General features: G+C 69.1%; 21 protein-coding genes, 1 tRNA gene and 1 pseudogene. 13 read left to right on the forward strand and 10 right to left on the reverse strand.

The window, feature by feature from the left end; genetic code table 11:
- Positions 1-100: 100 nt before the first annotated feature.
- Positions 101-1,807 carry an ATP-binding protein gene (locus tag ACTJI1_RS03605; RefSeq protein WP_440741567.1) on the reverse strand — a complete coding sequence of 569 codons (1,707 nt, stop codon included), beginning with the start codon at positions 1,805-1,807 and terminating at the stop codon, positions 101-103.
- An 81-nt stretch (positions 1,808-1,888) separates the two neighbouring features.
- Positions 1,889-2,581 (reverse strand): response regulator transcription factor, encoded by a 693-nt coding sequence (locus ACTJI1_RS03610; protein WP_018191755.1) that lies wholly within the window; start codon positions 2,579-2,581, stop codon positions 1,889-1,891.
- A 104-nt stretch (positions 2,582-2,685) separates the two neighbouring features.
- Here ACTJI1_RS03610 and ACTJI1_RS03615 point away from each other — a divergent pair, with 104 nt between their 5' ends.
- From ACTJI1_RS03615 to ACTJI1_RS03630, 4 genes are read left to right on the forward strand one after another with little or no spacing between them, the layout of a single operon-like run.
- Complete coding sequence (locus tag ACTJI1_RS03615; RefSeq protein ID WP_440741568.1) at positions 2,686-3,909, forward strand: NAD(P)/FAD-dependent oxidoreductase; 1,224 nt, start codon at positions 2,686-2,688, stop codon at positions 3,907-3,909.
- A complete protein-coding gene (gene folP / locus ACTJI1_RS03620; RefSeq protein WP_440741569.1) occupies positions 3,863-4,807 on the forward strand; it encodes a dihydropteroate synthase in 945 nt (314 codons plus the stop codon). Before ACTJI1_RS03615 ends, folP begins: the two co-directional genes overlap by 47 nt.
- Positions 4,800-5,552, forward strand: coding sequence for a pyrimidine reductase family protein (locus ACTJI1_RS03625; RefSeq protein ID WP_310130600.1), 753 nt, complete (start codon positions 4,800-4,802; stop codon positions 5,550-5,552). Before folP ends, ACTJI1_RS03625 begins: the two co-directional genes overlap by 8 nt.
- Complete coding sequence (locus ACTJI1_RS03630) at positions 5,539-6,411, forward strand: aminoglycoside phosphotransferase family protein (protein WP_440741570.1); 873 nt, start codon at positions 5,539-5,541, stop codon at positions 6,409-6,411. The genes ACTJI1_RS03625 and ACTJI1_RS03630 overlap by 14 nt, the downstream gene beginning before the upstream one ends.
- Positions 6,412-6,645: 234 nt before the next feature.
- On the opposite strand, the gene ACTJI1_RS03635 is transcribed toward ACTJI1_RS03630, so the two are convergent.
- From ACTJI1_RS03635 to ACTJI1_RS03655, 5 genes are all read right to left on the reverse strand, one after another.
- On the reverse strand, positions 6,646-7,419 hold the full coding sequence (locus tag ACTJI1_RS03635) for a hypothetical protein (protein WP_440741571.1): 774 nt from the start codon (positions 7,417-7,419) through the stop codon (positions 6,646-6,648).
- Positions 7,416-8,012: an RNA polymerase sigma factor gene (locus ACTJI1_RS03640; RefSeq protein ID WP_440741572.1), complete on the reverse strand. Its 597-nt coding sequence runs from the start codon at positions 8,010-8,012 to the stop codon at positions 7,416-7,418. Before ACTJI1_RS03640 ends, ACTJI1_RS03635 begins: the two co-directional genes overlap by 4 nt.
- A 96-nt stretch (positions 8,013-8,108) precedes the next feature.
- Complete coding sequence (locus tag ACTJI1_RS03645) at positions 8,109-9,752, reverse strand: DNA repair helicase XPB (RefSeq protein ID WP_440741573.1); 1,644 nt, start codon at positions 9,750-9,752, stop codon at positions 8,109-8,111.
- A gap of 91 nt (positions 9,753-9,843) precedes the next feature.
- The gene (locus ACTJI1_RS03650; RefSeq protein WP_440741574.1) at positions 9,844-11,727 is read right to left on the reverse strand and encodes a helicase-associated domain-containing protein; all 1,884 of its coding nucleotides are present in this window, start codon (positions 11,725-11,727) and stop codon (positions 9,844-9,846) included.
- Positions 11,728-11,751: 24 nt separating this feature from the next.
- Positions 11,752-12,063 (reverse strand): hypothetical protein, encoded by a 312-nt coding sequence (locus ACTJI1_RS03655; RefSeq protein ID WP_440741575.1) that lies wholly within the window; start codon positions 12,061-12,063, stop codon positions 11,752-11,754.
- Between the two features lie 56 nt (positions 12,064-12,119).
- On the opposite strand from ACTJI1_RS03655, the gene ACTJI1_RS03660 reads away from it, so the two are divergent.
- Together ACTJI1_RS03660 and ACTJI1_RS03665 are read left to right on the forward strand one after the other, a co-directional pair.
- Complete coding sequence (locus ACTJI1_RS03660) at positions 12,120-12,500, forward strand: cold-shock protein (protein WP_020077081.1); 381 nt, start codon at positions 12,120-12,122, stop codon at positions 12,498-12,500.
- Positions 12,493-13,395: a DUF3027 domain-containing protein gene (locus ACTJI1_RS03665; protein WP_440741576.1), complete on the forward strand. Its 903-nt coding sequence runs from the start codon at positions 12,493-12,495 to the stop codon at positions 13,393-13,395. Before ACTJI1_RS03660 ends, ACTJI1_RS03665 begins: the two co-directional genes overlap by 8 nt.
- Here ACTJI1_RS03665 and ACTJI1_RS03670 read toward each other — a convergent pair.
- Both ACTJI1_RS03670 and serC read right to left on the reverse strand, forming a co-directional pair.
- Positions 13,324-13,479 (reverse strand): annotated as a pseudogene (locus ACTJI1_RS03670) (DUF2530 domain-containing protein); the annotation flags it as partial. The gene ACTJI1_RS03665 and the pseudogene ACTJI1_RS03670 sit on opposite strands and share 72 nt — an antisense overlap.
- Before the next feature lie 8 nt (positions 13,480-13,487).
- The gene (gene serC, locus ACTJI1_RS03675) at positions 13,488-14,603 is read right to left on the reverse strand and encodes a phosphoserine transaminase (RefSeq protein ID WP_440741577.1); all 1,116 of its coding nucleotides are present in this window, start codon (positions 14,601-14,603) and stop codon (positions 13,488-13,490) included.
- A gap of 131 nt (positions 14,604-14,734) precedes the next feature.
- On the opposite strand from serC, the gene ACTJI1_RS03680 reads away from it, so the two are divergent.
- The 6 genes from ACTJI1_RS03680 to ACTJI1_RS03705 all read left to right on the forward strand — a co-directional run bounded on the left by ACTJI1_RS03680 (position 14,735) and on the right by ACTJI1_RS03705 (position 21,032).
- Positions 14,735-15,430, forward strand: coding sequence for a metal-dependent transcriptional regulator (locus ACTJI1_RS03680; protein WP_310130581.1), 696 nt, complete (start codon positions 14,735-14,737; stop codon positions 15,428-15,430).
- 309 nt (positions 15,431-15,739) lie between these two features.
- Complete coding sequence (locus tag ACTJI1_RS03685) at positions 15,740-16,549, forward strand: C40 family peptidase (RefSeq protein ID WP_440741578.1); 810 nt, start codon at positions 15,740-15,742, stop codon at positions 16,547-16,549.
- Positions 16,550-16,921: 372 nt separating this feature from the next.
- Positions 16,922-17,437 (forward strand): HNH endonuclease, encoded by a 516-nt coding sequence (locus ACTJI1_RS03690; RefSeq protein WP_310130575.1) that lies wholly within the window; start codon positions 16,922-16,924, stop codon positions 17,435-17,437.
- Positions 17,438-17,467: 30 nt separating this feature from the next.
- Positions 17,468-17,539 (forward strand) — tRNA-Arg (locus ACTJI1_RS03695).
- A 236-nt stretch (positions 17,540-17,775) separates the two neighbouring features.
- On the forward strand, positions 17,776-18,513 hold the full coding sequence (locus ACTJI1_RS03700; RefSeq protein WP_440741579.1) for an NYN domain-containing protein: 738 nt from the start codon (positions 17,776-17,778) through the stop codon (positions 18,511-18,513).
- A 575-nt stretch (positions 18,514-19,088) separates the two neighbouring features.
- Complete coding sequence (locus ACTJI1_RS03705) at positions 19,089-21,032, forward strand: UvrD-helicase domain-containing protein (protein ID WP_440741580.1); 1,944 nt, start codon at positions 19,089-19,091, stop codon at positions 21,030-21,032.
- Positions 21,033-21,044: 12 nt separating this feature from the next.
- On the opposite strand, the gene ACTJI1_RS03710 is transcribed toward ACTJI1_RS03705, so the two are convergent.
- Entirely contained in the window at positions 21,045-22,205 is a 1,161-nt protein-coding gene (locus tag ACTJI1_RS03710) for a tyrosine-type recombinase/integrase (protein ID WP_440741581.1), read from the reverse strand.
- A gap of 198 nt (positions 22,206-22,403) precedes the next feature.
- On the opposite strand from ACTJI1_RS03710, the gene ACTJI1_RS03715 reads away from it, so the two are divergent.
- On the forward strand, positions 22,404-22,697 hold the full coding sequence (locus ACTJI1_RS03715; RefSeq protein ID WP_440741582.1) for a hypothetical protein: 294 nt from the start codon (positions 22,404-22,406) through the stop codon (positions 22,695-22,697).
- Positions 22,698-22,700 lie beyond the last annotated feature (3 nt).

Consider the following 22,700-nt stretch of genomic DNA (forward strand, 5'->3'; position numbering starts at 1 on the left):
TGTCGTCGTAATCGCGCGCGAGTCGTGACTACATGTCGCATCTCGCGGCACGAGCGGACGCGGCGGCGGCCCGCGAGGCGCGAGCGCCCGGGGCCGCAGGTTACGGCGCGACCGCGCCCGGCGCCGCGGCGGACGCCGCCAGCGGCAGCGAGACGCGGAAGGTCGCGCCGCCGCCCTCCGTGTCGACCACGTCGACCGTGCCGTTGTGGGCGGCCACGATCGACGAGACGATCGCCAGCCCGAGGCCGCTGCCGCCCGTCTCGCGGGCGCGGGAGGTGTCGGCGCGCCAGAAGCGCTGGAAGATCTTCTCGCGGATCTGCGGCGGGATGCCCTCGCCGTGGTCGCGCACCTCGAGCGTGGCGCGCTCGGTGCGGTGGTCGACGCGCACGGCGATCTCGATCGGGCTTCCCTCCGGCGTGTAGCGGAGGGCGTTGCCCATCAGGTTCGTGACGACCTGGCGGAGCTTGTTCTCCTCCGCCATGACGATCGCGGGCTCCGACGGCGCGGGGCGCGTCAGCACGACACGCTCGCTGGTCGTGATCGGCAGCGGCTCCGTCGCGGTGCCGCGGCGGCCGCGCCCGCGGCGCAGGCGCGCGAGCGCCGATCCGGCGAAGGAGATCGGGCCGGTGGCGTTCGACGGCCGGCCGCTGGCGTCCGCGAACGTCATCGGCACCGTGTCGACGCCGGGCTCGTCCAGGTCCTCTTCCTCCGGCGCGGCCGGCTCGGGGACGAGCACGGTCACGACACGGCCCGGGGAGCCGGCCATCGCATCCATCGCCGCGTCCTGTGCGATCTTCACCAGGTCGACGCGGTGCAGGTCGAGCGGCTTCGTCTCGTCGAGGCGGGCGAGCTCCAGGAGGTCCTCCACGAGGATGCCCATGCGGATCGCCTCCTTCTCGATGCGGTCCATCGCCTGGGCGACGTCCTCGGGCGTCTGCAGCGCGCCCATCCGGTACAGCTCGGCGTAGCCGCGCACCGACACGAGCGGTGTGCGCAGCTCGTGCGACGCGTCGCCGACGAACCGCCGCATCTGCTCGATCGTGCGGGCACGGTCGGTGAAGGCCCGGTCGATCCGGTTCAGCATGGTGTTGAGGGAGCGGTTCAGGCGACCGACCTCGGTGTTGGGCGTCGCGCCGCCGAGGCGCTGGCTGAAGTCGCCGTCCGCGATCGCCGCCGCCGTCTGCTCCACTTCGCGCAGGGGCGAGAACGTCGTGGTGACGAGCATCCGGGTGAGTCCCGCGCCGACGACGATGACGATCACGCCGAAGCCGAGGAAGATCGCGAGGAAGCTCGCCATCACGGTGTCGATCTGGGAGGTCGTCGTCGCCACGATCGCGGTCGCCAGCTCGCCGCTTCCCTCGAAGGTCTGCGTGGTGGCCAGCGCCCGGTACGTGGTCCGGCCGTCGTTGCTCGGGAGGTTGAACCCTCCGGGAGCCATGTTCTTGGCCTCCGCGACGGTCAGGCTGCTGGGGATGGCCGGCCGGTGCGCGTAGGGGATGTTGTCCCAGTTGTGCGCGACGAGGTGGCCGTCCGAGTCGTAGAGCGCGGCGAAGTAGTCCGACGGGCTCGCGTCCGTCGCGATCTGGTCGGCGCCCGACGACGTCTTGAACAGGTAGGTGTTCAGGTACGACGCTCCTGAGGCCGCGGAGAGCTGCGCATCCAGCTGGTCCAGCAGCACCGGCTTGAGCATCGACATCGTGCCGATGCCGGTGACGAGCAGCCCCAATGTCAGCATGAGCACGGTCACGCCCGTGATCTTCGTGCGGAGTGAGATCGCGTTCCAGCGGTCGAGCAGGCGTGAGTGCATCAGGCCGTCAGTCTATGCAGGGGATGCTGTGCCGGGCATGTGTGCGGGCGGTGCTCCCGCCCGCACACCGGCAGAAGCATCTCAGGCCTTGGCGGCCTTCAGCATGTACCCGAAACCGCGCTTGGTCTGGATGAGCGGCTCGCTGGAGTGCGCATCCACCTTGCGGCGGAGGTAGGAGATGTAGGACTCGACGATTCCGGCGTCGCCGTTGAAGTCGTACTCCCACACGTGGTCGAGGATCTGCGCCTTCGACAGCACGCGGTTGGGGTTGAGCATCAGGTAGCGCAGCAGCTTGAACTCGGTCGGGCTGAGCTCGATCGGGGTGTCGCCGACGAAGACCTCGTGCGTGTCCTGGTCCATCGTCAGCTCGCCGGCGCGGATGACCGCATCCTCGTCGGCCTGCATCGTGCGACGCAGGATGGCCTTGATGCGGGCGACGATCTCGTCGAGGCTGAACGGCTTGGTGACGTAGTCGTCGCCGCCGACGGTAAGGCCGGTGATCTTGTCCTCGGTGTCGTCCTTGGCGGTGAGGAACAGGATGGGCGCGGTGTAGCCGGCGCCGCGGAGGCGCTTGGTGACGCCGAAGCCGTTCATGTCCGGCAGCATGACGTCGAGGATGATCAGGTCGGGCTCCTCTTCGAGGACCGCGGAGATCGCCTGGGCCCCGTTGCCGACCGCCCGTACGGCGAACCCGGCGAAACGGAGGCTGGTGGTGAGGAGGTCGCGGATGTTGGGCTCGTCGTCGACGATGAGAATGCGGGGTCCTGCGTTCATGGCCAACATTATCTGCGCGTCAGCTGACTCTTACCTGTGAGCCATCGGTGCGCGCCGGGTGCGGAGGTCTGGCGCCCGCAGTGGGAAGAGTGGATGCTGGAATCATGACCGAACCCACCGTCGTCATCGCGGGCGCCGGCCTCGCCGGGGCGAGCGTCGCGACCGAGTTGCGCGAGCACGGCTTCGGCGGTCGCATCCTGCTGCTCGGGATGGAGGAGCACCGCCCCTACATCCGCCCGCCGCTGTCGAAGGAGTTCTTGAAGGGCGATGCGCCGCTCGAGGAGGCGGCCGTCCATCCCGACGACTGGTACGCACAGAACGCGGTCGAGTTCGTGCCCGGCGTCGAGGCCGGTTCGTTCGAGGCGGATGCGCACGAGCTGTTCATCACGGACGACGGCGGCCGCATCACTTACGACAGCCTCGTGATCGCGACCGGCGCGCGGGCCCGTCCGCTCGGTGTGCCGGGCAGCGGGCACGGGGCCGTGTTCCCGCTCCGGACGCAGGAGGACTCCATCCGGCTGCGGGACGCTCTCAAGGTGGGCGGTCGCCGCGTGGTCGTGATCGGCTCCGGCTGGATCGGCATGGAGGTCGCCGCCGCGGCCCGCGGCTACGGCAACGAGGTGACGGTGGTCGGCCACTCGGCCGTGCCGCTCTCCGGTGCGATCGGACGGGAGCTGGGCGGCGTCTTCGAGCGGCTGCACCGGGACAACGGTGTCGATTTACGCAACGACGCCGTGGTGGTGGGCGTCGACGGCGGCACGCAGCAGTACGTCGTGCTCGCGACGGGCGAGCGCATCCCGGCGGATGTGGTGGTGGCCGGGGTCGGCGCGTCGCCGAACAGCCTGGTCGCCGAGCGCTCCGGGCTCGCGGTGGCGGACGGCGTGCTCACGGACAAGGGGATGCGCGCCAGCATCGAGGACGTCTACGCCGTCGGCGACGTGGCGAACCCGTTCCTCCCGGCGATCGGGCGGCACCTGCGCAGCGAGCACTGGGCGAACGCGATCGCGAGCGGGAAGGTCGCCGCGCACGCGATCCTGGGCGAGCGCGCGTCGTATGACGACATCCCGTACTTCTACTCCGACCAATACGATCTGGGCATGGAGTATTCGGGCTACGTGCCTCTGACCGTCGGAGCCCGCGTGGTGTTCCGCGGCGACGTCGAGGCCCGCGAGTTCATCGCCTTCTGGCTGCGCAACGACCGGGTCGTGGCGGGGATGAACGTCAACGTGTGGGACGTGCAGGACGACATCCAGCGCCTCATCCGCTCGGCCGAGCGGGTGGATGCGGACCAGCTCGCCGACCAGGACGTCGACCTTGCCGCGCTCTGAGCCGTACCTGCCGCCGCTGCGCGTGCCGGTCCGGCGGATCGGTGCGCGCACGTTCGACTTCTCGCGGCAGGTCGCCGTGATGGCCGTGGTGAACCGCACGCCCGACTCGTTCTTCGACCAGGGCCGCACCTACGCCTTCGACCGGGCCGTGGACGCGTGCTTCGAGGCGGTCGCGCTCGGCGCCGACTGGGTGGACATCGGCGGTGCGCCGTTCGCGCCCGGCGAGCCCGTGCCTGTCGAGGAGGAGATCGAGCGGGTCGTCCCGGTCGTCGCCGAGCTGCGCGCCGGCTCCGATGTCGTCATCTCGGTCGACACCTTCCACGCCGCGGTGGCCCGCGAGGCGATCGCGGCGGGCGCGACGGTCATCAACGACACAACCGGGCTCCGCGACCCCGAGCTCGCGCCGGTCGTCGCCGCCAGCGAGGCCACCCTCGTCATCACGCACAGCCTGGCGGAGCCGCGGAAGCCGTTCCCGCGGCCGCAGTACGACGACGTCGTCGCGGACGTGTCGGCGTTCCTCCTCGACCGCGTCTCGCGCGCGAAGGCCGCCGGCATCCCGGAGGAGCGCCTCATCATCGACCCGGGCCACGACCTGAACAAGAACACGCTGCACTCGCTGGAGCTCACCCGCCGCCTCAGCGAGCTGGCCGACCTCGGATACCCCGTGCTCGCGGCCGTCTCGAACAAGGACTTCATCGGCGAGACCCTCGACGCCCCGCGCGCCGAGCGGCTCGAAGGCTCGCTCGCCGCCGCCGTCATCAGCGTGATGAACGGCGCCCGCATCGTCCGGATGCACGACGTGCGCGCGTCCGTCGCCGCCATGCGGATGACGGAGGCCGTGCTCGGCCTGCGCGCGCCCGCCTACCTCAAGCACAACATGGGAGACGTGAATGACTGAGCCGGCCATCCATCGCCTGTCACCGCTGCCGTCGCAGACCGAGCTCAGCGACGACGACATCACCGAGCTGTACCTGCAGGATGCGGGGGACCCGTGGCTGCGCGTCAACTTCGTCAGCAGCGTGGACGGCGCGGCGACGCATCAGGGCCTGTCCGGCGGCCTGTCGAACGACGTCGACGGCCGGGTGTTCGAGCTGCTCCGACGCCTCTGCGACGTGGTGCTCGTCGGAGCCGGCACCGTGCGCGCCGAAGGCTACGGCGCGATGCGGGTGGGCGCGGAGTCCGCTCGCGCTCGCAGCGGGGCCGGGATGACGCCGCATCCGGTCTTCGCCATCGTCTCGGCCGGTCTCGACCTCGACCCGCGCAGCTCGATCTTCGCGGACGCGCCCGAGCGCCCCATCGTGCTGACGACGGAGCTGTCGCGGCCTGAGTCGCGCGAGGCGCTCTCCGAGGTGGCCGACGTCGTCGTCTGCGGGCGGGAACGCGTGCAGGCCGAGCGCGGGCTCGCGGTGCTGCACGAGCGGGGGCTGACGCGCATCCACTGCGAGGGAGGTCCGCACCTCTTCGCCGACCTGATCGCCGCCCGCGCCGTCGACGAGCTGTGCCTGACGATCAGCCCGCGGCTCGAGGCGGGTACGTCGTCGCGCATCGCCACCGGCGCCGCCCCCATCGCGCCGCTCGGGCTGCGGCTCGCGCACACGCTGGCGGGAGACGACACGCTGCTGCTGCGGTATGTCCGCGGCTGAGCTCCGTCCGCACATCGACGCCGCGCTGGTCCGCCGGCTGGTCGACGCGCAGTTCCCGCAGTGGCGCGCTCTCGTCATCCGGCCTGTCGAGCACGACGGCTGGGACAACCGCACCTTCCGCCTCGGCGACGAGCTGAGCGTCCGCCTGCCGAGCGCCGCCGGATACCGGGAGCAGGTCGCGAAGGAGCAGGAGTGGCTGCCCCGGCTCGCCCCGCTGCTGCCGCTGCCCATCCCGCAGCCCGTCGCACAGGGCGAGCCGACGGAGGAGTACCCGCTGCCGTGGTCGGTCTACCGCTGGCTCCCGGGCACGCCGGTCGTGCTGCGCGGCGACGTGTCGCGGGATGCGGCGCTCGCCGAGGCGATCGGGGGCTTCCTCGTCGCCCTGCGTTCGGCGCCGGCCGACGGCGCGCCGGGCCCGGGGACGCACAACTTCTTCCGCGGCGCTCCACCCGACGTGTACGGCGAGGAGGCGCTGGCGGCCTTCCCGGTGCTGGGCGCCGACGCTGCGGCGCGTGCGCGTGCCGTCTGGGCGGAGGCGACCGCGTCGCGGTGGCAGGGACCGCCGGTGTGGTTCCACGGCGACGTCGCGCCCGGCAACCTGCTCGTGGATGCGTCGGGCGCGCTTTCCGCGGTGATCGACTTCGGCACATCCGGGGTCGGTGATCCGGCCTGCGACCTGGTGCCCGCCTGGACGATGTTCGAGGGCGCCGCCCGCGACGCCTTCGTGGCGACGGTGGGCGTCGACGACGAGACGTGGGCGCGGGCGCGTGGTTGGGCGCTGTGGAAGGCCGCGATCACCGTGCGCGACCGCCCGGCCGATGCCGAGGCGCGCGCGACGCTCGCGCGCATCCTGCGCTGACGCCGCCGCGCCGCCCTCGCTCGCCGCTCTCGTGCGCGCTGCTTCGCACGATTTGTGCCAAATCGCGGTTATGCGACCCCCAAAACCACGATTTGGCACAAATCGCACCCCTGCCCGGCGCCACGCGACCCGCCCGAGCGGCCCGCGATTTGTGCCAAATCTCGGTAATGGCGCCCCGATAACGACGATTTGTGCCAAATCTCTCGCCCGACGGACGCTGCCGGCGCGGGCGCTTCAGCCGCAGTACTCGGGCGCCGGGTAGTCGCTGTCGCCGACGGAGATGGAGATCACGCGCTGCGACTCGCGAGCGACCTCGAAGTCGATCCAGCTCCCGTCCGGCTGCTGCAGTGAGTAGTACGGGTAGAGGTTCGGGTCGGGCCGCTGGATGTCCGGGTAGGCGGCGAGGATCTCGTCGGCGCTGGAGCCCAGCCCGATGCCTGCCTTCGTGTGCGGCGACGGGGATGCGGGGTCGAGCGACCCGTTGATGCGGATGTCGTTGATGGTCGCATCGTCGGCGTCCGGTGTGAGGACGATCTGCATCCTCGAAACGCGCGACGAGTACACATCCACATCGCACTGGTACGGCTCCGTGGTGAACGCCGCGTCCAGCGCCTCCGCCGCGGCCCGGCGGTCCTCCCCACGGGTGAGCGGTCCGACCGTGTTCGCGTCGATGATCCAGGTCTCCGGCGCCGCCAGGTCGATCGTCGGCGTGGGAGTCGGCGTCGGAGTCGGTGTCGGCGTCGGCGTCGGAGTCGGAGTGACAGTCGGTGCCGGACTCGGCGAGCTGGGCGCCGGCGGCGCCGGCTGCTCGAGGAACGGCAGGTTGCCGGTGAGCGCCAGCGCGACCCCTCCGCCGGAGAGGAACAGGGCGGCCACCACGAGGGAGACGAGCAGTGCCGCACGGCGCGCGATGCCGGTCCCGGCCCGGCTGTCGTTCTCGGCCTCGGAGACGAGCATCGAGCGGATGTTGCGGCTGCGCAGCGGGTCGAAGGTGGGCTGGTCCGTCATTTCGCACCTCCGGGGATGGACTGGGTGTCGGTGAGGGCGGTCGTGAGCTCGAGCAGTCGGCTCTTCGCCCGGCTGAGGCGCGACTTGACCGTCCCGGTGGGGACGCCGAGCGCGGTGGCGGCCTGCGCGAGCGGCAGGCCCTCGAGGATGCACAGGGAGACGACGTCCTGGTCTTTGGGCGACAGGCGCGTGAACGCGAGCCGGACGGCTTCGCGGCGGGCGGCGCCGTCGAGGTGCGCATCCACCTCCGAGCTGAAGTCGGGGTGGTCGCGTTCCGGCGAGACCCGAGCCATCGCCCGCTGGTGACGTCGCTGGGTGCGTGCATGGTTGCGTGCGACGTTGTTCGTCGTGACGAGCAGCCACGGCAGCGGCGAGCCGTCGACGATCCGGACGCGGGGCCGGTTGCGCCACGCCTCGAGGAACACGAGCGCGGTGATGTCCTCCGCGTCGTGCATCGTCCGGGTATGGCGCAGGGCCTGCGCGTAGACGCGGTCGCGGTAGGTGTCGAAGAGCTCGCCGAACGCCTCGGCGTCGCCCCCGCTGACCCGCGACCACAGCTGTGGCTCGGGATCATCGAAGCTGAGTGCTGTCACACTCCATCATGTCCGCTGCCCGGAAAGGGTTCCATCCAGGCAGGCCCACCGGCTGAAGCGCTCGGCGCCGCCCGGCGCCGCCCGGCCGCCGCCCCCCTACGCCGCCTGCAGCGCGTGCGCGTCCAGGATCGTGTACGAGTACCCCTGCTCGGCGAGGAAGCGCTGGCGGTTCTGCGCGAAGTCCTGGTCGACCGTGTCGCGCGCGACCAGCGTGTAGAAGTTCGCGGACAGGCCCGACTCCTTGGGGCGTAGCAGACGTCCGAGGCGCTGGGCCTCCTCCTGGCGGCTGCCGTACGAGCCGGACACCTGGATGGCGACCGTCGCCTCGGGCAGGTCGACCGAGAAGTTCGCGACCTTGCTGACCACGAGCACCTTGGTGCGGCCGTCGCGGAACTCCTGGAACAGCCGCTCGCGCTCATCCACCGGGGTCGCGCCCGTCAGCTGCGGAGCGTCCAGCGCGGATGCCAGCTCGTCGATCTGGTCGAGGTACTGCCCGATGACGAGGATGCGCTCACCCTCGTGCCGCGCGACCAGCTGCCGCACGATGTCGAGCTTCGCCGGGGCCGTGGCGGCGAGGCGGTAGCGCTCGTCGTCGGGGGCGGCGGCGTAGCTCAGCCGGTCGGACGGCGGCAGGTCGACGCGCACCTCGTAGCAGGCGGCGGGGGAGATGAAGCCCTGCGCCTCGATCTCCTTCCACGGGGCGTCGAAGCGCTTCGGGCCGATGAGGCTGAACACGTCGCCCTCCCGACCGTCCTCGCGCACGAGCGTCGCGGTCAGTCCGAGGCGGCGGCGCGCCTGCAGCTCGGCGGTCAGCTTGAACACCGGCGCGGGCAGCAGGTGCACCTCGTCGTAGACCACGAGGCCCCAGTCCAGCGCGTCGAGCAGCGCGAGGTGCGCGTACTCGCCCTTCCGCTTGGCGGTGAGGATCTGGTAGGTCGCAATCGTGACCGGCTTGACCTCCTTCACCTGGCCCGAGTACTCGCCGATCTCCTCCGCCGTCAGCGTGGTGCGGCGCAGCAGCTCGTCGCGCCACTGGCGCGCCGAGACCGTGTTGGTGACCAGGATGAGCGTGGTCGTCTTCGCCGTCGCCATCGCCCCGGCGCCGACCAGCGTCTTGCCCGCGCCGCACGGGAGCACGACGACGCCCGAGCCGCCGTCGAAGAAGTTGGTGACGGCCTTGCGCTGGTAGTCGCGCAGCGTCCAGCCGTCCTCCTTGAGCCCGATCTCGTGCGGGGTGCCCGGCGTGTAGCCGGCGAGGTCCTCCGCGGGCCAGCCGAGCTTCACGAGCTCCTGCTTGAGCTGTCCGCGCGCCCACGCCTCCACGACGAACGTCTCGTCGTCGCGGCGCTCCAGCAGCAGCGGGGCGATGCGCTTGGCACTCGCGACCTCGGTCAGCACCGGCAGGTCCGCGGACCGCAGCAGCAGCGTCCCCTCGTCGTCGCGCTCGATGACCAGCCGGCCGTAGCGGGCGACCGTCTCGGTCATGTCGACCGACACCGTCTGCGGGATCGGGAACTTGGAGTACCGCTCCAGCGTCCCCAGCATGTCTTCGGCGGTGTGGCCCGCGGCCCGCGCGTTCCACAGTCCCAGCCGCGTGATGCGGTAGGTGTGGATGTGCTCGGGCGCGCGCTCCAGCTCGGCGAAGACGGCGAGGTCGTGACGCGCGTCCTCCGCGTCCGGGTGTGCGACTTCGAGCAGCACGGTGCGGTCGCTCTGGACGATCAGGGGGCCATCCGACATAGCTGCCCAGCCTACGCCCTGCCGGTGTGAGCAGGCTTCAGGATGCGCTCCCGGCGAAACCGGGACCCGCGAACCCGCGGACGCGGCCCCCTCACTCCTCCTGGTCGGGCGCCGGCCGCATGCCTCGCACGCTCGACAGCGGCAGTGTCCGCTCGATGTCCGCTGCGCGGTCGCGTCCGCGCAACCGGCCTCCGCCGACGCCGGTCGGTTCGAGCAGGTAGTCGACGATCTGACCGTCGGGCATGGCCACCTCGATCACGATCGGCTGCCGCGCCCGCACCGCCAGGTCGAGCTGGCGCGCCAGCCAGCGCTCGCCGGTGTCGTCGCCCGCATCCGCGTCCGCGAGCCGGAGCCGCTCGACCAGTTCGAGGTCGCGATCGTGCTCGGGGGCGGCCGCGGGATGCGCGACCCGCTGCCGCCGCAGCGTCACCTCGGCCCCGTTCGCGTCCTCGGCCACCACCGGATAGCGGGCGTCGCTGAGGGCCCAGAACACCACGTCGCGCGGGAAGCGGCTGATCAGCTCCCCGGTCCGTCCGGGAGCCAGCCGCAGCGAGGCGAGAGCCTGGTCGACGTGGATGGTGCGCAGCAGCGTCGCGTCCTCCGACCGCACGGCCGACCGCACGCCCTCGCCGACCGCCTCGCGCACCCGGACGCGGCCGTGCCGCTCCGCCGCGTCCGCGATCAGGTAGTCGACCGGCTGCGGCAGTCCCGTCAGCGAGATCGCGCTGAGGAACTCGCGGATGCCGTCCGCCGTCTCCCCGGCCGTGAGCGCGCGGTCCACCGACGCGGCCGAGATCCGGAAGGTGGAGGCGAGCGCCCGCGACTCCAGCTCGGCGATGCCGCGCAACCGCGACTCGATCTCCGGCGCCAGGGGTCCCGGCGAAACGATCGTCAGGTCGTGCTGCAGGTAGACGCGGTCGACCTCCGCCGGGAACTGCGTCGTCATCACCGCGGTCGCCGCGTCCGGGCCCTCCTCGACGAGGGCCGCGCCCGCCGAGCTGGGCGCCTGGTGCGCGGTCACGCCGAGCCACTCGGCGAGCCGCGTGTGCGCATCCACTCGCCGCTGCGCCTCCTCGATGGATGCGGGATACAGCCACGCGACGTGCTCGCGCAGGCTCTCGCCCCAGGCCGCCCGGCTGCGCAGCGCGAGCAGCGTGCGCAGGTCCTCGGGAAGCGCGGCCAGCCAGGCGGCCGCGAGGGCGCGCCAGCGGTCGGCCGTGGGGGAGTGCGACCAGGCGGCCGCCTCGTCGGTCGGGAGCCACATCCCTTCGTCCACCGCGACGAGCCCGGCGCGCTCGGCGGCCGACAGCGCCACCGGCACCAGTTCGGCGTCGAGCGACAGCGCCTCGGCGAGCCGCTTGACGGCCGGGAGCGCCAGGCCGCCCTTCTGCAGGCGCCGGGCGCCCTCGCGGCCGAGCTCGGCGAGCAGCTCCGACACCGCCGCGACGGCCTCGAACGCCCGCTCGGCGGCCAGCCGGTCGGTGAAGCGGCGCTCGGTGTCGGGCACCGGGGCGAGCGCGGGAGGCGGGGGAGTGCCGAGCAGGTCGTCCCCCGACGGCAAACCCTGCGCGGGCCACGCGGCGAGCTGCGACGCGACGCCGTCGTACAGGTCGAACGCGCGATCGCCGGACGAGTCGGCGGGATGCACGAGCAGCAGCCCCGCGAGGTCGTCGAGGGCCGCGACGACGGCGTCACGATCGATGCCCGCGGTGGCGGGTGCGTCCGCGAGTGCCGCGGCCACCGCATCCACCGTCAATGGCCGTGCTGCGCGTGCGAGCACCACCAGGGCAGCGAGCCGCGGACGGTCGAGCGGAGCGAGCGCCCGCTGCACCGAGTCCGCGTCGAGCAGGGCGTCGGCGAGGTCGAAGAAGTCGGCGACGCCTGTCCGCCGGTAGGTGCGGCGCTGCAGGGCTGCGAGCAGCGCGGCGTCGTCCAGCTCCCGCAGCCGGGCTGCGAGCGCGAGCGTGGTCGTCATCCGCCGAACCGCCGGCCGTCCGGCCTAGCGCCGGCCTTTGGGTCCGCTGGGCGCAGCGCCGGGTGCGGCGTTCGCGCGGTTGAGCGCACGGTTGCGGCGCGCGCTGACGATCAGCAGCACGATGATGAGGATGAACGCGATCGGGAGGGCGGCGTAGGGGAAGAGGAACACGGTCGGCCAGAGGCCCTGACCCGATCCCTGGGCGGCGAACTGGCCCGCTGCGGTGCCGATGAGGATGGCCGCGATGCAGACCAGGGACACGATGACGAGCGCGGCGATGATGTAGGCGAGGATGCGCTGGAGCCGCGAAGCCGGCGGCGGGGTCTGCTGGGTCACGAAATCAAGGATAATTGAGGTTGGTCATACGATCCCCCATGCGAAGTGAGGTTCCCATGCCAACCGGCAAGGTCAAGTTCTACGACGAGGAGAAAGGCTTCGGCTTCATCAGCTCCGATGACGGCCAGGAAGTCTTCCTGCACGCCTCGGCGCTCCCCGCCGGTGCCGTCGTCAAATCGGGAACCCGTCTGGAGTTCGGCATCGCCGACGGCAAGCGCGGCGCGCAGGCCCTCTCGGTGCGCGTGCTGGAGGCTCCGCCGAGCCTCGTCAAGATGAAGCGCAAGTCGGCCGACGACATGGCGATCATCGTCGAAGACCTCGTGAAGCTGCTCGACGGCATCGGCGCGAACCTGCGCCGCGGCAAGTACCCGGACAAGGCGCACGGCGCGAAGATCGCGGCCGTGCTGCGCAAGGTCGCGGACGACCTGGATGCCTGAGCAGGGCGAGCCTGCCGCCGACGAGGAGCTGCTCGCGGCCCTCCCGCTGGCCCGCGCCGCGCTGGCCGAGATCACCCCGGAGGCGACGATCGGCGAGCCGCTCGGCCACGTCGTCGAGAGCGCCGGCGTGCTGTCCCTGCTGTTCGAGACGCGCCTCCCCGGCTACCCGGGCTGGCACTGGACGGTCACCGTCGGCCGCGCCGACGACGACAGCGAGCCGACCGTGCTCGAGGCCGAGCTCATGCCCGGCGAGGGCGCGCTGCTCGCGCCCGACTGGGTGCCGTGGTCCGAGCGCCTCGCCGAGTACCAGGCGACCCAGGAGGCGCTGGCCGCGCAGCAGGCGGAGGCCGGCGACGAGGATGCGGACGAGTCCGACGACGAAGACGCGGACGATGAGGATGCGGACGAGTCCGACGACGAGGACTTCGAGGACGCGGACGAGGACGAGGACGACCGCGACGTCCACGACCTCCACGAGGACGACGACCTGGACGGGGTGGACATCGACAGCGTCGACGTCGGCTTCGACGAGGAGACGGATGTCGACCCCGACCTCGACCTGGAGGCGGAGGAGGCGGCGGCGCTCGCGGATGAGGACGACGACGAGTCGGATGACGACGAGGACGAGTCGGACGACGACGAGGACGAGTCGGACGACGATGGCGACGAGTCGGACGATGACGGGTCGGATGACGACGATGACGATGACGGGTCGGATGACGACGATGACGACGACGACTCGGACGACGACGCCCCGTCAGCGCCGGCGAGTGACCGTCAGGTAACCGAGCCCGAGGACGCCGAGGCCGAGCCCGACGACGATCGTCCAGAGCCAGGTGCCCTCGGGGGCTCCGACGATGAGGACGACGACGAGGGCGACCAGCCACAGGCCTAGCCCGACGAGCACGGCCCGCCGGTCGTCCGTCTTCACGGGGACCGGGTCGGGCCGACGCTCGTCGTCGCGGAGCCAGAGGCGCATGGCGCTGGTCAGCCCAGCCGCTCGACCACGTGCTCGATGCAGCCGATCAGGGCCCGCACATCCGCCGGCTCGATGGCCGTGAACGTGGCGACGCGCAGCTGGTTGCGGCCGAGCTTGCGGTAGGGCTCCGTGTCGACCACGCCGTTGGCGCGCAGCGTCTTGGCGACCGCGGCCGCGTCGATCCGGTCGTCGAAGTCGATCGTCACGACCACCTGCGAGCGGTGCGCCGGGTCGGTCACGAACGGCGTCGCGTACTCCGCCTTCTCGGCCCACTCGTAGAGCGCGCCGGATGACTCGCGCGTGCGCGCATCCGCCCAGGAGAGGCCGCCGTTGCCGTTCATCCACTCGACCTGGTTCTCGAGCAGCACGAGCGTAGAGATGGCCGGGGTGTTGAGCGTCTGGTTGAGGCGGGAGTTGTCGACCGCGTTCTTGAGGCTCAGGAACTCGGGGATGTAGCGGCCGCTCGCCGCGATGCGCTCGACGCGCTCGAGGGCGGCGGGGGAGAAGAGGGCCAGCCAGAGCCCGCCGTCGGAGGCGAAGTTCTTCTGGGGCGCGAAGTAGTAGACGTCCGACTCGCTGACATCCAGGTCCACGCCGCCCGCGGCGCTGGTCGCGTCGATGACCGTCAGCGCTCCGTCGTCGCCGTGGACGCGGCGCACCGGCGCCATCACGCCGGTCGACGTCTCGTTGTGCGGCCAGGCGTAGACGTCGACGCCCGCGACGACCTCGACCTCGCTGCGGGAGCCGCCCGGCGCCTCGATCACGTGCGGAGCATCCAGCCACGGCGTGGTCGCCGCCTTGGCGAACTTGCCGCCGAACTCGCCGAAGACGAGGTTCTCGCTGCGCTTCTCGATGAGTCCGAACGCGGCAGCGTCCCAGAACGCCGTCGACCCGCCGTTGCCGATGACGACCTCGTAGCCGTCGGGCAGGCGGAACAGCTCGCCGATGCCCTCGCGCACACGGCCGACCAGGTTCTTGACCGGAGCCTGGCGGTGGGAGGTGCCGAGCAGCTCGGTGCCGGGGCCGGACAGGTACGCGACCTGCTCGGGGCGGACCTTGGAGGGTCCGCATCCGAAGCGACCGTCGGCGGGCAGGAGCTCAGAGGGGATCGTGACGTCCGGCATAACTGAAGTGTATTGGCTGTTGTAGAGCGGGGACGGCGCGCCCGGTGCCCCCGTCCCGGCCTGCGCCGGCCTGTCAGCCGCACCAAGTAGGCTGATATCCGACGTTCGCGCGCCGTCACGTGGAGGGGTTCATGACCGATCTGATCGATACGACCGAGATGTATCTCCGCACCATCCTGGAGCTGGAGGAGGACAACATCGTCCCCCTGCGTGCGCGCATCTCGGAGCGTCTCGGGCACTCCGGTCCGACCGTCTCGCAGACCGTCGGCCGCATGGAGCGCGACGGTCTGGTCGTCGTCTCCGGCGACCGCCACCTCGAGCTCACCGACGACGGCCGTCGCAAGGCCGTGCACGTCATGCGCAAGCATCGCCTGGCCGAGCGCCTGCTCAGCGACGTGATCGAGCTGGAGTGGGAGTACGTGCACGAGGAGGCGTGCCGCTGGGAGCACGTGATGAGCGAGCAGGTCGAGCGCAAGCTGCTGACCATGCTCGGTCACCCCACCGAGTCGCCGTACGGCAACCCGATCCCCGGCCTGGGAGAGCTCGGCGTCGTCGCCGACACCTCCGTATCCACCGAGAGCCTGATCAACCTGGTGGATGTGGTGCGCGGCAACAATTCCGGCGTCACCGCGAAGATCCGCCGGCTGGGCGAGCCCGCGCAGGTCGACCCCGAACTGCTGCTCCAGCTGAAGCAAGCGGGCGTGTTTCCGGGCTCCACCGGCACTTTCTCTCCGGCCGGGTCGTACGTGGCCGTGCAGATCGACGGCTTCGAACCGGGCCTCGAACTGCCCAACGAGCTGGCCGCGCACATCTTCGTCGACGCCTGAATCTCGTTACCGATTCGTTAAAAAGTCGTCCGAAAGATGTGACAAACGGGATAACGTCCCGTAGTCTCTTACGAGTCCGAACGGGCCACAAACGGCCCATCAGGACCCCGGATCGTGACGCTCCACCCCCCTATTACCCGTCTCGCGATCCGTGAAGCCGAAGCCACCCAGCTTGGGACGGGGGCAGCTCCCTAGTGCTGCCGGAGCGCTGGAGGTCACACTTTGGCACAGTCGAGCACGCCCGGTCCCGACGAGGACCGCACGAACCCGAACCAGAGCCTTTCTTCTTCCGCCGTCTCCCGTCGCGCCGTGCGCACGACGACCGCGGCCACCGCGTCCACTCGCCCGGCAGGGTCGCCGGCGCGCGCTGGTGCTGCCGCGTCCGAGAAGCCGAAGAAGAAGCGCAAGGGCGGCTGGATCGTCAACGCCGGTGTCATCACCGTCGCCACCGGTCTCATCGCCACCATGTCGCTCCCGGCTTTCGCGTTCAACCCGAACGGCGCCGACAGCGCCGCGTTCGGCCCGAGCGCCGCGGACTCCATGAAGAAGGCGCAGTCGCAGACCGTCGAGGTCGGCGGCGTCGCCTCCGCGTCCGTCACCCGTGACGCCGCGTCGGCCACCACCGAGGAGCAGCTGAACGCGCAGAAGGCCGCGGCCGCCGCTGCTGCAGCCGCCGAGGCCGCCCGTCGTCAGGCCGCCGTGCAGCTCGCGACCTACGCGACCAGGTCGTCGAGCGGACCGTCGGTCTCCGACTTCCTGGCCAACCCGCCGTACCCGAACTTCAGCCTCTCGCAGGTGTTCTCGGTGGCGCAGCAGTACATCGGCACCCCGTACGTGTACGGCGGCGCCAGCCCCGCGGGCTTCGACTGCTCCGGCTACGTGATGTACGTGTACGCCCAGTTCGGCATCAACCTGCCGCACTCGGTGTCCGGCCAGGCCGCCATGGGCAAGCGCATCTCGATCGCGGACGCCCAGCCCGGCGACATCGTCATCATGCCCGGCCACGACGGCTTCTACGCCGGCAACGGCAACATCATGGATGCGCCCGACACCGGCCGCTCCATCTCGATCCGACCGATCTGGACGAGCGACTACTACATCGTCCGGCTGGGCATCTGAGCCACCACCGAGCCTGACCGACCGGTTTCCGGCCGGTGAACACTCCGCACCACAGCACCCGAGCGGCGCGCCACGAATAGGTGGCGCGCCGTTTCTGGGTTACCCTGTCGTTCTGAGCTGCCTCGCCGCAGCCGCAGATTCGGAGGATCCGATGGCCGGAACATGTTCCGCCGGGTCGCTGAGGGCGACCGGGTGGGACGAGTGCGGCCTCGACTTCCTCGCCTGCCGCCACCACGTGGAGGCCTGCCAGCGCCACCATGTGGCCTGCCACCACCATGCCGCCGCAACCCTGGGCGCTGTCCGCACGGACAGTGCCCTTTTTGTTTGCCTTCGCCCGCCCGCGGGCCGTCGCCTTTTCCCGGAAGGTCGCAGATGAAGACTCTGGTTCTGAACGCCAGCTACGAACCGCTCGGCGTGATCTCGACGCGGCGGGCCGTGATGCTCGTGCTCGCCGGCAAAGCCTCCACCGTCGCCGGGAGCGGGGCGCAACTCCACAGCCGCTCCCTGGTGCTGGATGCGCCGAGCGTCGTGCTCCTGAACCAGTACATCCGCGTGCCGCACCGTCGTATCCCGCTCACCCGCAAGTCGGCGCTGGAGCGTTACGGCCACGTATGCGCCTACTGCGGCAAGTTCGGCGACACCCTCGACCACGTCATCCCGCGCGCCCGCGGCGGCACGCACACCTGGGACAACGTGGTGATCGCCTGCTTCCGCTGCAACAACGTCAAGAGCGACCGCCTGCTGTCGGAGCTCGGCTGGAAGCTCCCCTTCGAGCTGAAGGAGCCCCACCTCAACATGGCGTCCCTGATCAGCATGCGCTGGAACGACCCCAACTGGGACGAGTACACCGAGCCCTGGCGCCGCCACGAACTGCAGCTCGCGGGCTGACCCGCCGCGTTCGCTAGGATTGACGGGCCAGCCTCTGTAGCTCAATGGAAGAGCAGTTCCGTCCTAAGGAAACGGTTGGGGGTTCGAGTCCCTCCAGGGGCACTTTCGGTTCGCGGTAAAACTGCTGGTCAAAGGTATAATTCACACCTCGGATACAGACGGCATTCACAATTTGCCCACAATTTGCCCACAGCAACGCCGAAAAACTCTACGGAACTCTAAGGGTGCCGCTGTGATCAGTGTGATGCTGTCATGCCCGATTCGATTCGACCGGCCTAAGCCGCATCGTGGCTGAAGTGGTGCCGGCGGTTCGGCGCACGGCATGCGATCCTTATCCCGTGACACAGGCCAACGACCTACTCGCGGTGCTGATCGACGCCGATAACGTCTCGCCCACAAGGATCGCTGCAGTTCTTGCAGAAGCTGCCCGCTTCGGTACGACGTCGGTGAAGCGGGTGTACGGAGATTGGACGAGGCCGAACCTGGCCGGTTGGAAAGCCGCTGCGAGTGAGCATGTCATCCAGCCGATGCAGCAGTTCGCAAACACGACTGGAAAGAACGCCACCGACAGCGCGCTCATCATCGACGCCATGGATTTGCTTTACACGAAGCGCTTCAGTGGTTTTTGCATCGTGTCATCGGACAGCGACTTCACCCGATTGGCCTCTCGTATTCGCGAAGAAGGAATCACCGTCTACGGTTTCGGCGAAAGGAAGACACCTGAGGCATTCCGTAATGCGTGCGATCGCTTCACCTATCTGGACGTCTTAGACGAACCGCTCGCAGATAACGCCATTCCGACTCCCTCCCGAGTTCCCACATCGGAGCTTCGCGCCGACACCAAGTTGGTGTTCGGCCTCCGGACTGCAGTCGCGACGGCCAGCGGCGAGGACGGATGGGCGAACCTCTCCACAGTCGGCAGCCTTGTGCGCGCTCAGCAGCCGGACTTCGACTCCCGGAACTGGGGCTATTCCAAACTCTCGGATCTCATCCGCGCGACGAACCTGTTCTTGATTGAGGCTCGAACTGGCGGCGGGCACCAAGTCAAAGACAAGCGGGTGCAGAACGGCGACTGAGGCCAAGAACCGCACTCCCCTGGCACGCCATCCACCCGTCGTGCGCTAGCCCAAACGGGGGATTCTTCGGCGCCATTGTTATCTCTAGGCTCGGCACATGGCGCGTCGACAAGCCCGGGCTTCGGATCTTCTCAAACTCTGGCTCATTGAGTTGGTTGTCATCGTGGGCGCCGTTTACTCAAGCAGTCGACAGGCGAGTGCGGAGCTATGCGGTGTCTCCGGATCGGATGCACGAGGCAACCTCTTCGAATGTTTCACCGGCTCTCTGGCTCGGATGGTACTTCCGTGGGCTGTCGGCGGCTCGATTCTGATCGGGTGCATGGCTTTAATCCTCAGCGTGGTCTACGCACTACGCCGCCGCAGCGCCCGACCACCTGCCTCCCCCTCCTAAGGGGCGTATCGGTACCCCTCACGCTGCAGCGAGACTGAACATTGACATCTGGCGATAGGCCGCTTGGGGGTGCGTTTTGGGATCGGCAGGTCACTCCGCCGGTGAAGAAGGACGACGACTCAGCGCCTTAGCAGCAGAGCACGACCGACTTGCTGCAGAGGCTCGAGAAGCCGCAGAGCGCTGGATGATTGCGCACCGAACCGAACGACAGGTCGCCGGTAGCCTGGCGCCGCTCTCTGCGGCTGGCTACTCGTTTCTTCACGACCGAGGATGGCCAGGATCCCGGTCCCGCGCTCAGATCGATCATGTGCTCGTTGGGCCGGGCGGCCTCTTCATTGTCGACACGAAAGCATGGGCGGACGTCGAGATCGCGGCCGGTCGCATCTTCCGTGGTCAAGCGGACGTGACGGACGACCTGGGGGGTTTAGCCGACGTCGGTTATGGAACTGAAGCAGTTATGGCGGAGCTCGGCTTGGCACCCGGGGAAGTGCACGTCGTCGTTGTGCTGGCTGGTCGCCGCATGCCGCCGACAGAAGTGGGTGGTGTCGTCGTGGTTGGTGAACGACAGGCCGCCACCTATATCAACTCGTATGGTCGACGTCTGACGGATGTGCAGGTCAATGCTGTCCTCAGCGCAGCGCTCAACCATTTTCCGGTCCTGAGCTCGTCGCCCGCGATGTTGGACACGAGCGTCCGCGAGCCGGTTCTCGCGGAGTCTGAGCCGGAGCCGCTGCTGGAGCTCGACGAGGTGACGGACATCCTTCTTGCGGGTCTGATGGCCGAGCCAATCGAGGAGTGGATGGCTTTCTTGCACCCGAGCCAGGCGAAGCTCGTGAGACGCGGTTTCAACGGTCCGGCGCGCATTCGGGGTGCTGCTGGTACGGGCAAGACGGTAGTCGGTCTCCACCGGGCCGCCTATTTGGCAAGGTCGCAGCGGTCCAAGGTGCTGGTTACGTCGTTCGTTCGAACGTTGCCGGACGTGCTGAGCAATCTCCTGGCCCGGCTCGCGCCCGACGCTGCGGGCAGCGTTGAGTTCGTCGGCGTCCATGCGTTCGCCCTGCGTCTGCTCAAGCAGCGCGGCGTCCGGGTCAACCTTGACGGGTCGGAGGCCGCGTTGGCGTTTTCGTCGGCCTGGTTACGTGTTGCCGCCGGCGGCCCGCTCGCCGGCGTCGATCCGAATCCGCATTACTGGCGAGACGAGATCAGTTACGTGATCAAAGGGCGCGGACTGTCGCGCTTCGAGCAGTACGCAGACCTGGTCCGGACCGGTCGTCGCCGGCCGCTGAACGTCGATCAGCGTCGTGAAGTGTGGAAGCTCTTTCTGGCCTACGAGGCAGAGATTCGAGAACGGAGAATTCACGACTTCGATGATGTGATTCTGCTGGCCGAAGCTTCGCTGCGTTCCCAGCCAATCACCGAATATGGCTGCGTGATCATCGACGAAGCGCAAGACCTGACCTGTGCGATGGTGCGCATGCTGTACCTGCTCGTCGGAGACAAGCCTGATGGACTCACGCTGATCGGGGATGGACAGCAGACCATTTACCCCGGTGGGTTCTCTCTGACCGAAGCGGGCGTTTCGATCGCAGGCCGCGGCGTCGTGATGTCGACCAATTACAGGAACACGAAGGAGATCGTGGACTTCGCCTCGGCACTAGTGGACGGAGACGAGTTCACTGACATCGAGGGCGACATCCGCGGTCGAGACGCGTCCGGCGACGTGCCGAGGTCCGGCCCCGAGCCAATCTCTCAGCGGTTCGCCGATCGAGCGACGCACGACAAGCAGCTGATCGCCCACTTCGCCGGTCTGGAATGCCCGCCTGGCGACGTGGGCGTGCTGTGCCTCACCAACCAGGGCGTACGAGACGCGCTTCGAGCGTTGAGCTCGGCCGGTGTCCCCGTCCTTGAGCTGACCAAATATGCAGGGATACCGGTCGACGCGGTGAAGGTTGGCACGATCAAGCGGGCGAAAGGTCTCGAATTCAAGCACGTTCTTCTGCCGCGAGTTCCACCCTCGCTGCTCGACTCCCTCGACCGCGACGACGAGACCGCCACGATCCATCGGCGAGAGCTCTACGTGGGCATGACTCGGGCACGAGATGGGCTCTGGGTTGGTGTTTGTCCCTAGGGCCGTCCCGCGCTAGGTCCAGAGGCTGCCGCCGCTCTCGGCGATCACGCGTTCGTTAAGCCGATCAGCGACAGACCCTAGATCGTCCTCGAAGAGATCGGCGTAGGTGTCCAGGGTCATCGCGGCCGACTTGTGTCCGAGCATGCGCTGAAGGGCTTTTACGTTCGCGCCGGCGCTCACGGCCAGGCTAGCGGCGGTGTGCTTGAGGTCGTGCGGCGTCATGTGCTCAAGTCCTGCATCGCGCAGCGCGGTCAGCCACCAGGATTGCCGATTCAGGGCGGTGTCGGGTCGAGCAAGGTAGCCGCCGGCGCGGGCAGGGAACACGAGGTCGCTAGGCCTCTTTCCGGCGATCAGCGACTCGAGACGGGGCGCAAGGAACGCCGGGAACGGTACCGAGCGGGCCTCCCAACTCTTCGGCGGCCCCACGTGGATGAGCCCGTCCACTTCTGTGGCGGTTTGGTGGATGGCGAGACGGCAACGTTCCAGGTCGATGTCGTTGACCCTGAGCGCGACAGCTTCACCCCACCGGATGCCGGTGTAGGCGAGAGTCAGGACGAGGACGCTTCGGATGTCGTCGGGCACGGCGCGTGCGAATCGGAAGACCTCCTCGTTGGTCAGGTATCGGCGACGCTTCTTGGTTCCTTTGCGCGGAAGGTTGCTCGCACCGCGAGCAGGGTTCGCTGGAATCCTGCCGTCGCGCACAGCAACGTCGAGGATGCCCGCGAGGATCCCTAGCGCGCGGAGAACGACGCCAGCCGATCGTGGCTTACCGGCGTTACCTTCGCGGACCCGGACCGTGACAGCCTTGCCTTGGCTTAGCTCGCGGATCCACTTCTCGACGGCCGACGGCCGGATCGCGCCGATCGGAGTCGCCGCCCAGCGCGGCTCGACGTACACGCGCCATGCAATGCGGATGGGCGAGAAGCTTGAGGGCTTAAGGGCTTGCTCCTTGTTGGCGAGCCACTCCGAGGCGAGCTCACCGACGGTGATCTTGGACTGGGATGCCTCGAAGTAGGTTCCTCTTGCCATCGCCACTTCGACCGTTGCGTTGTACAGCTCTGCTTCGCGCTTGGTACGAAACCCGCGCTTTTCACGCTGTTGGTGTTCGGGGTCGCGCCAGCGCACGCGATAGCGCCGGCCCTTGGCCGACTCGTACGCGTCGATGCTTCCCACTTCCAGAAACTAACTCGAGCCACCGACGACGTCGGCTCGCGTAGATGCGGGCAAGCGAGCTCGTCGGTTATCCGAGGATGGGTGCACTCTGGACGTGTGAGAGAGGCTCCTGAACCAAGACCGCGCGGAGCGACCGACGATGAGGCAGTCGAGTTGTGCAGAGATTGGATGCGCTTCCTCGGTGCCACAGACGCAGTCGTGGCGAAGGGTGAGTCGCGCCAGTCCTGCGACCTGTATGCCCACGGCTATCTCGGCTGGGTTGAAAACAAGCGAGGGAACCTCGGATTGGAGGCCGTGGAGCGAGCCGCACTGGTTGTCGCGGCAGACGGGCGTCGGGGCTTGATCTTCATTCGCGCAGGAGCTCTCCCGCAAGCGGTCGACAGAGCTGACGCCCTGGGCATCGCAATCTTCGGCTTCGATCCTGAAGGCGGTACGTTGGATGGGGTAAATCTGGTCGGCCGAGAGTTGTGCGCTGTTGGTATTGGCGGCTAGCGC

Source organism: Leifsonia sp. 22587 (assembly GCF_052044215.1).
Taxonomy (GTDB): domain Bacteria; phylum Actinomycetota; class Actinomycetes; order Actinomycetales; family Microbacteriaceae; genus Leifsonia; species Leifsonia shinshuensis_C.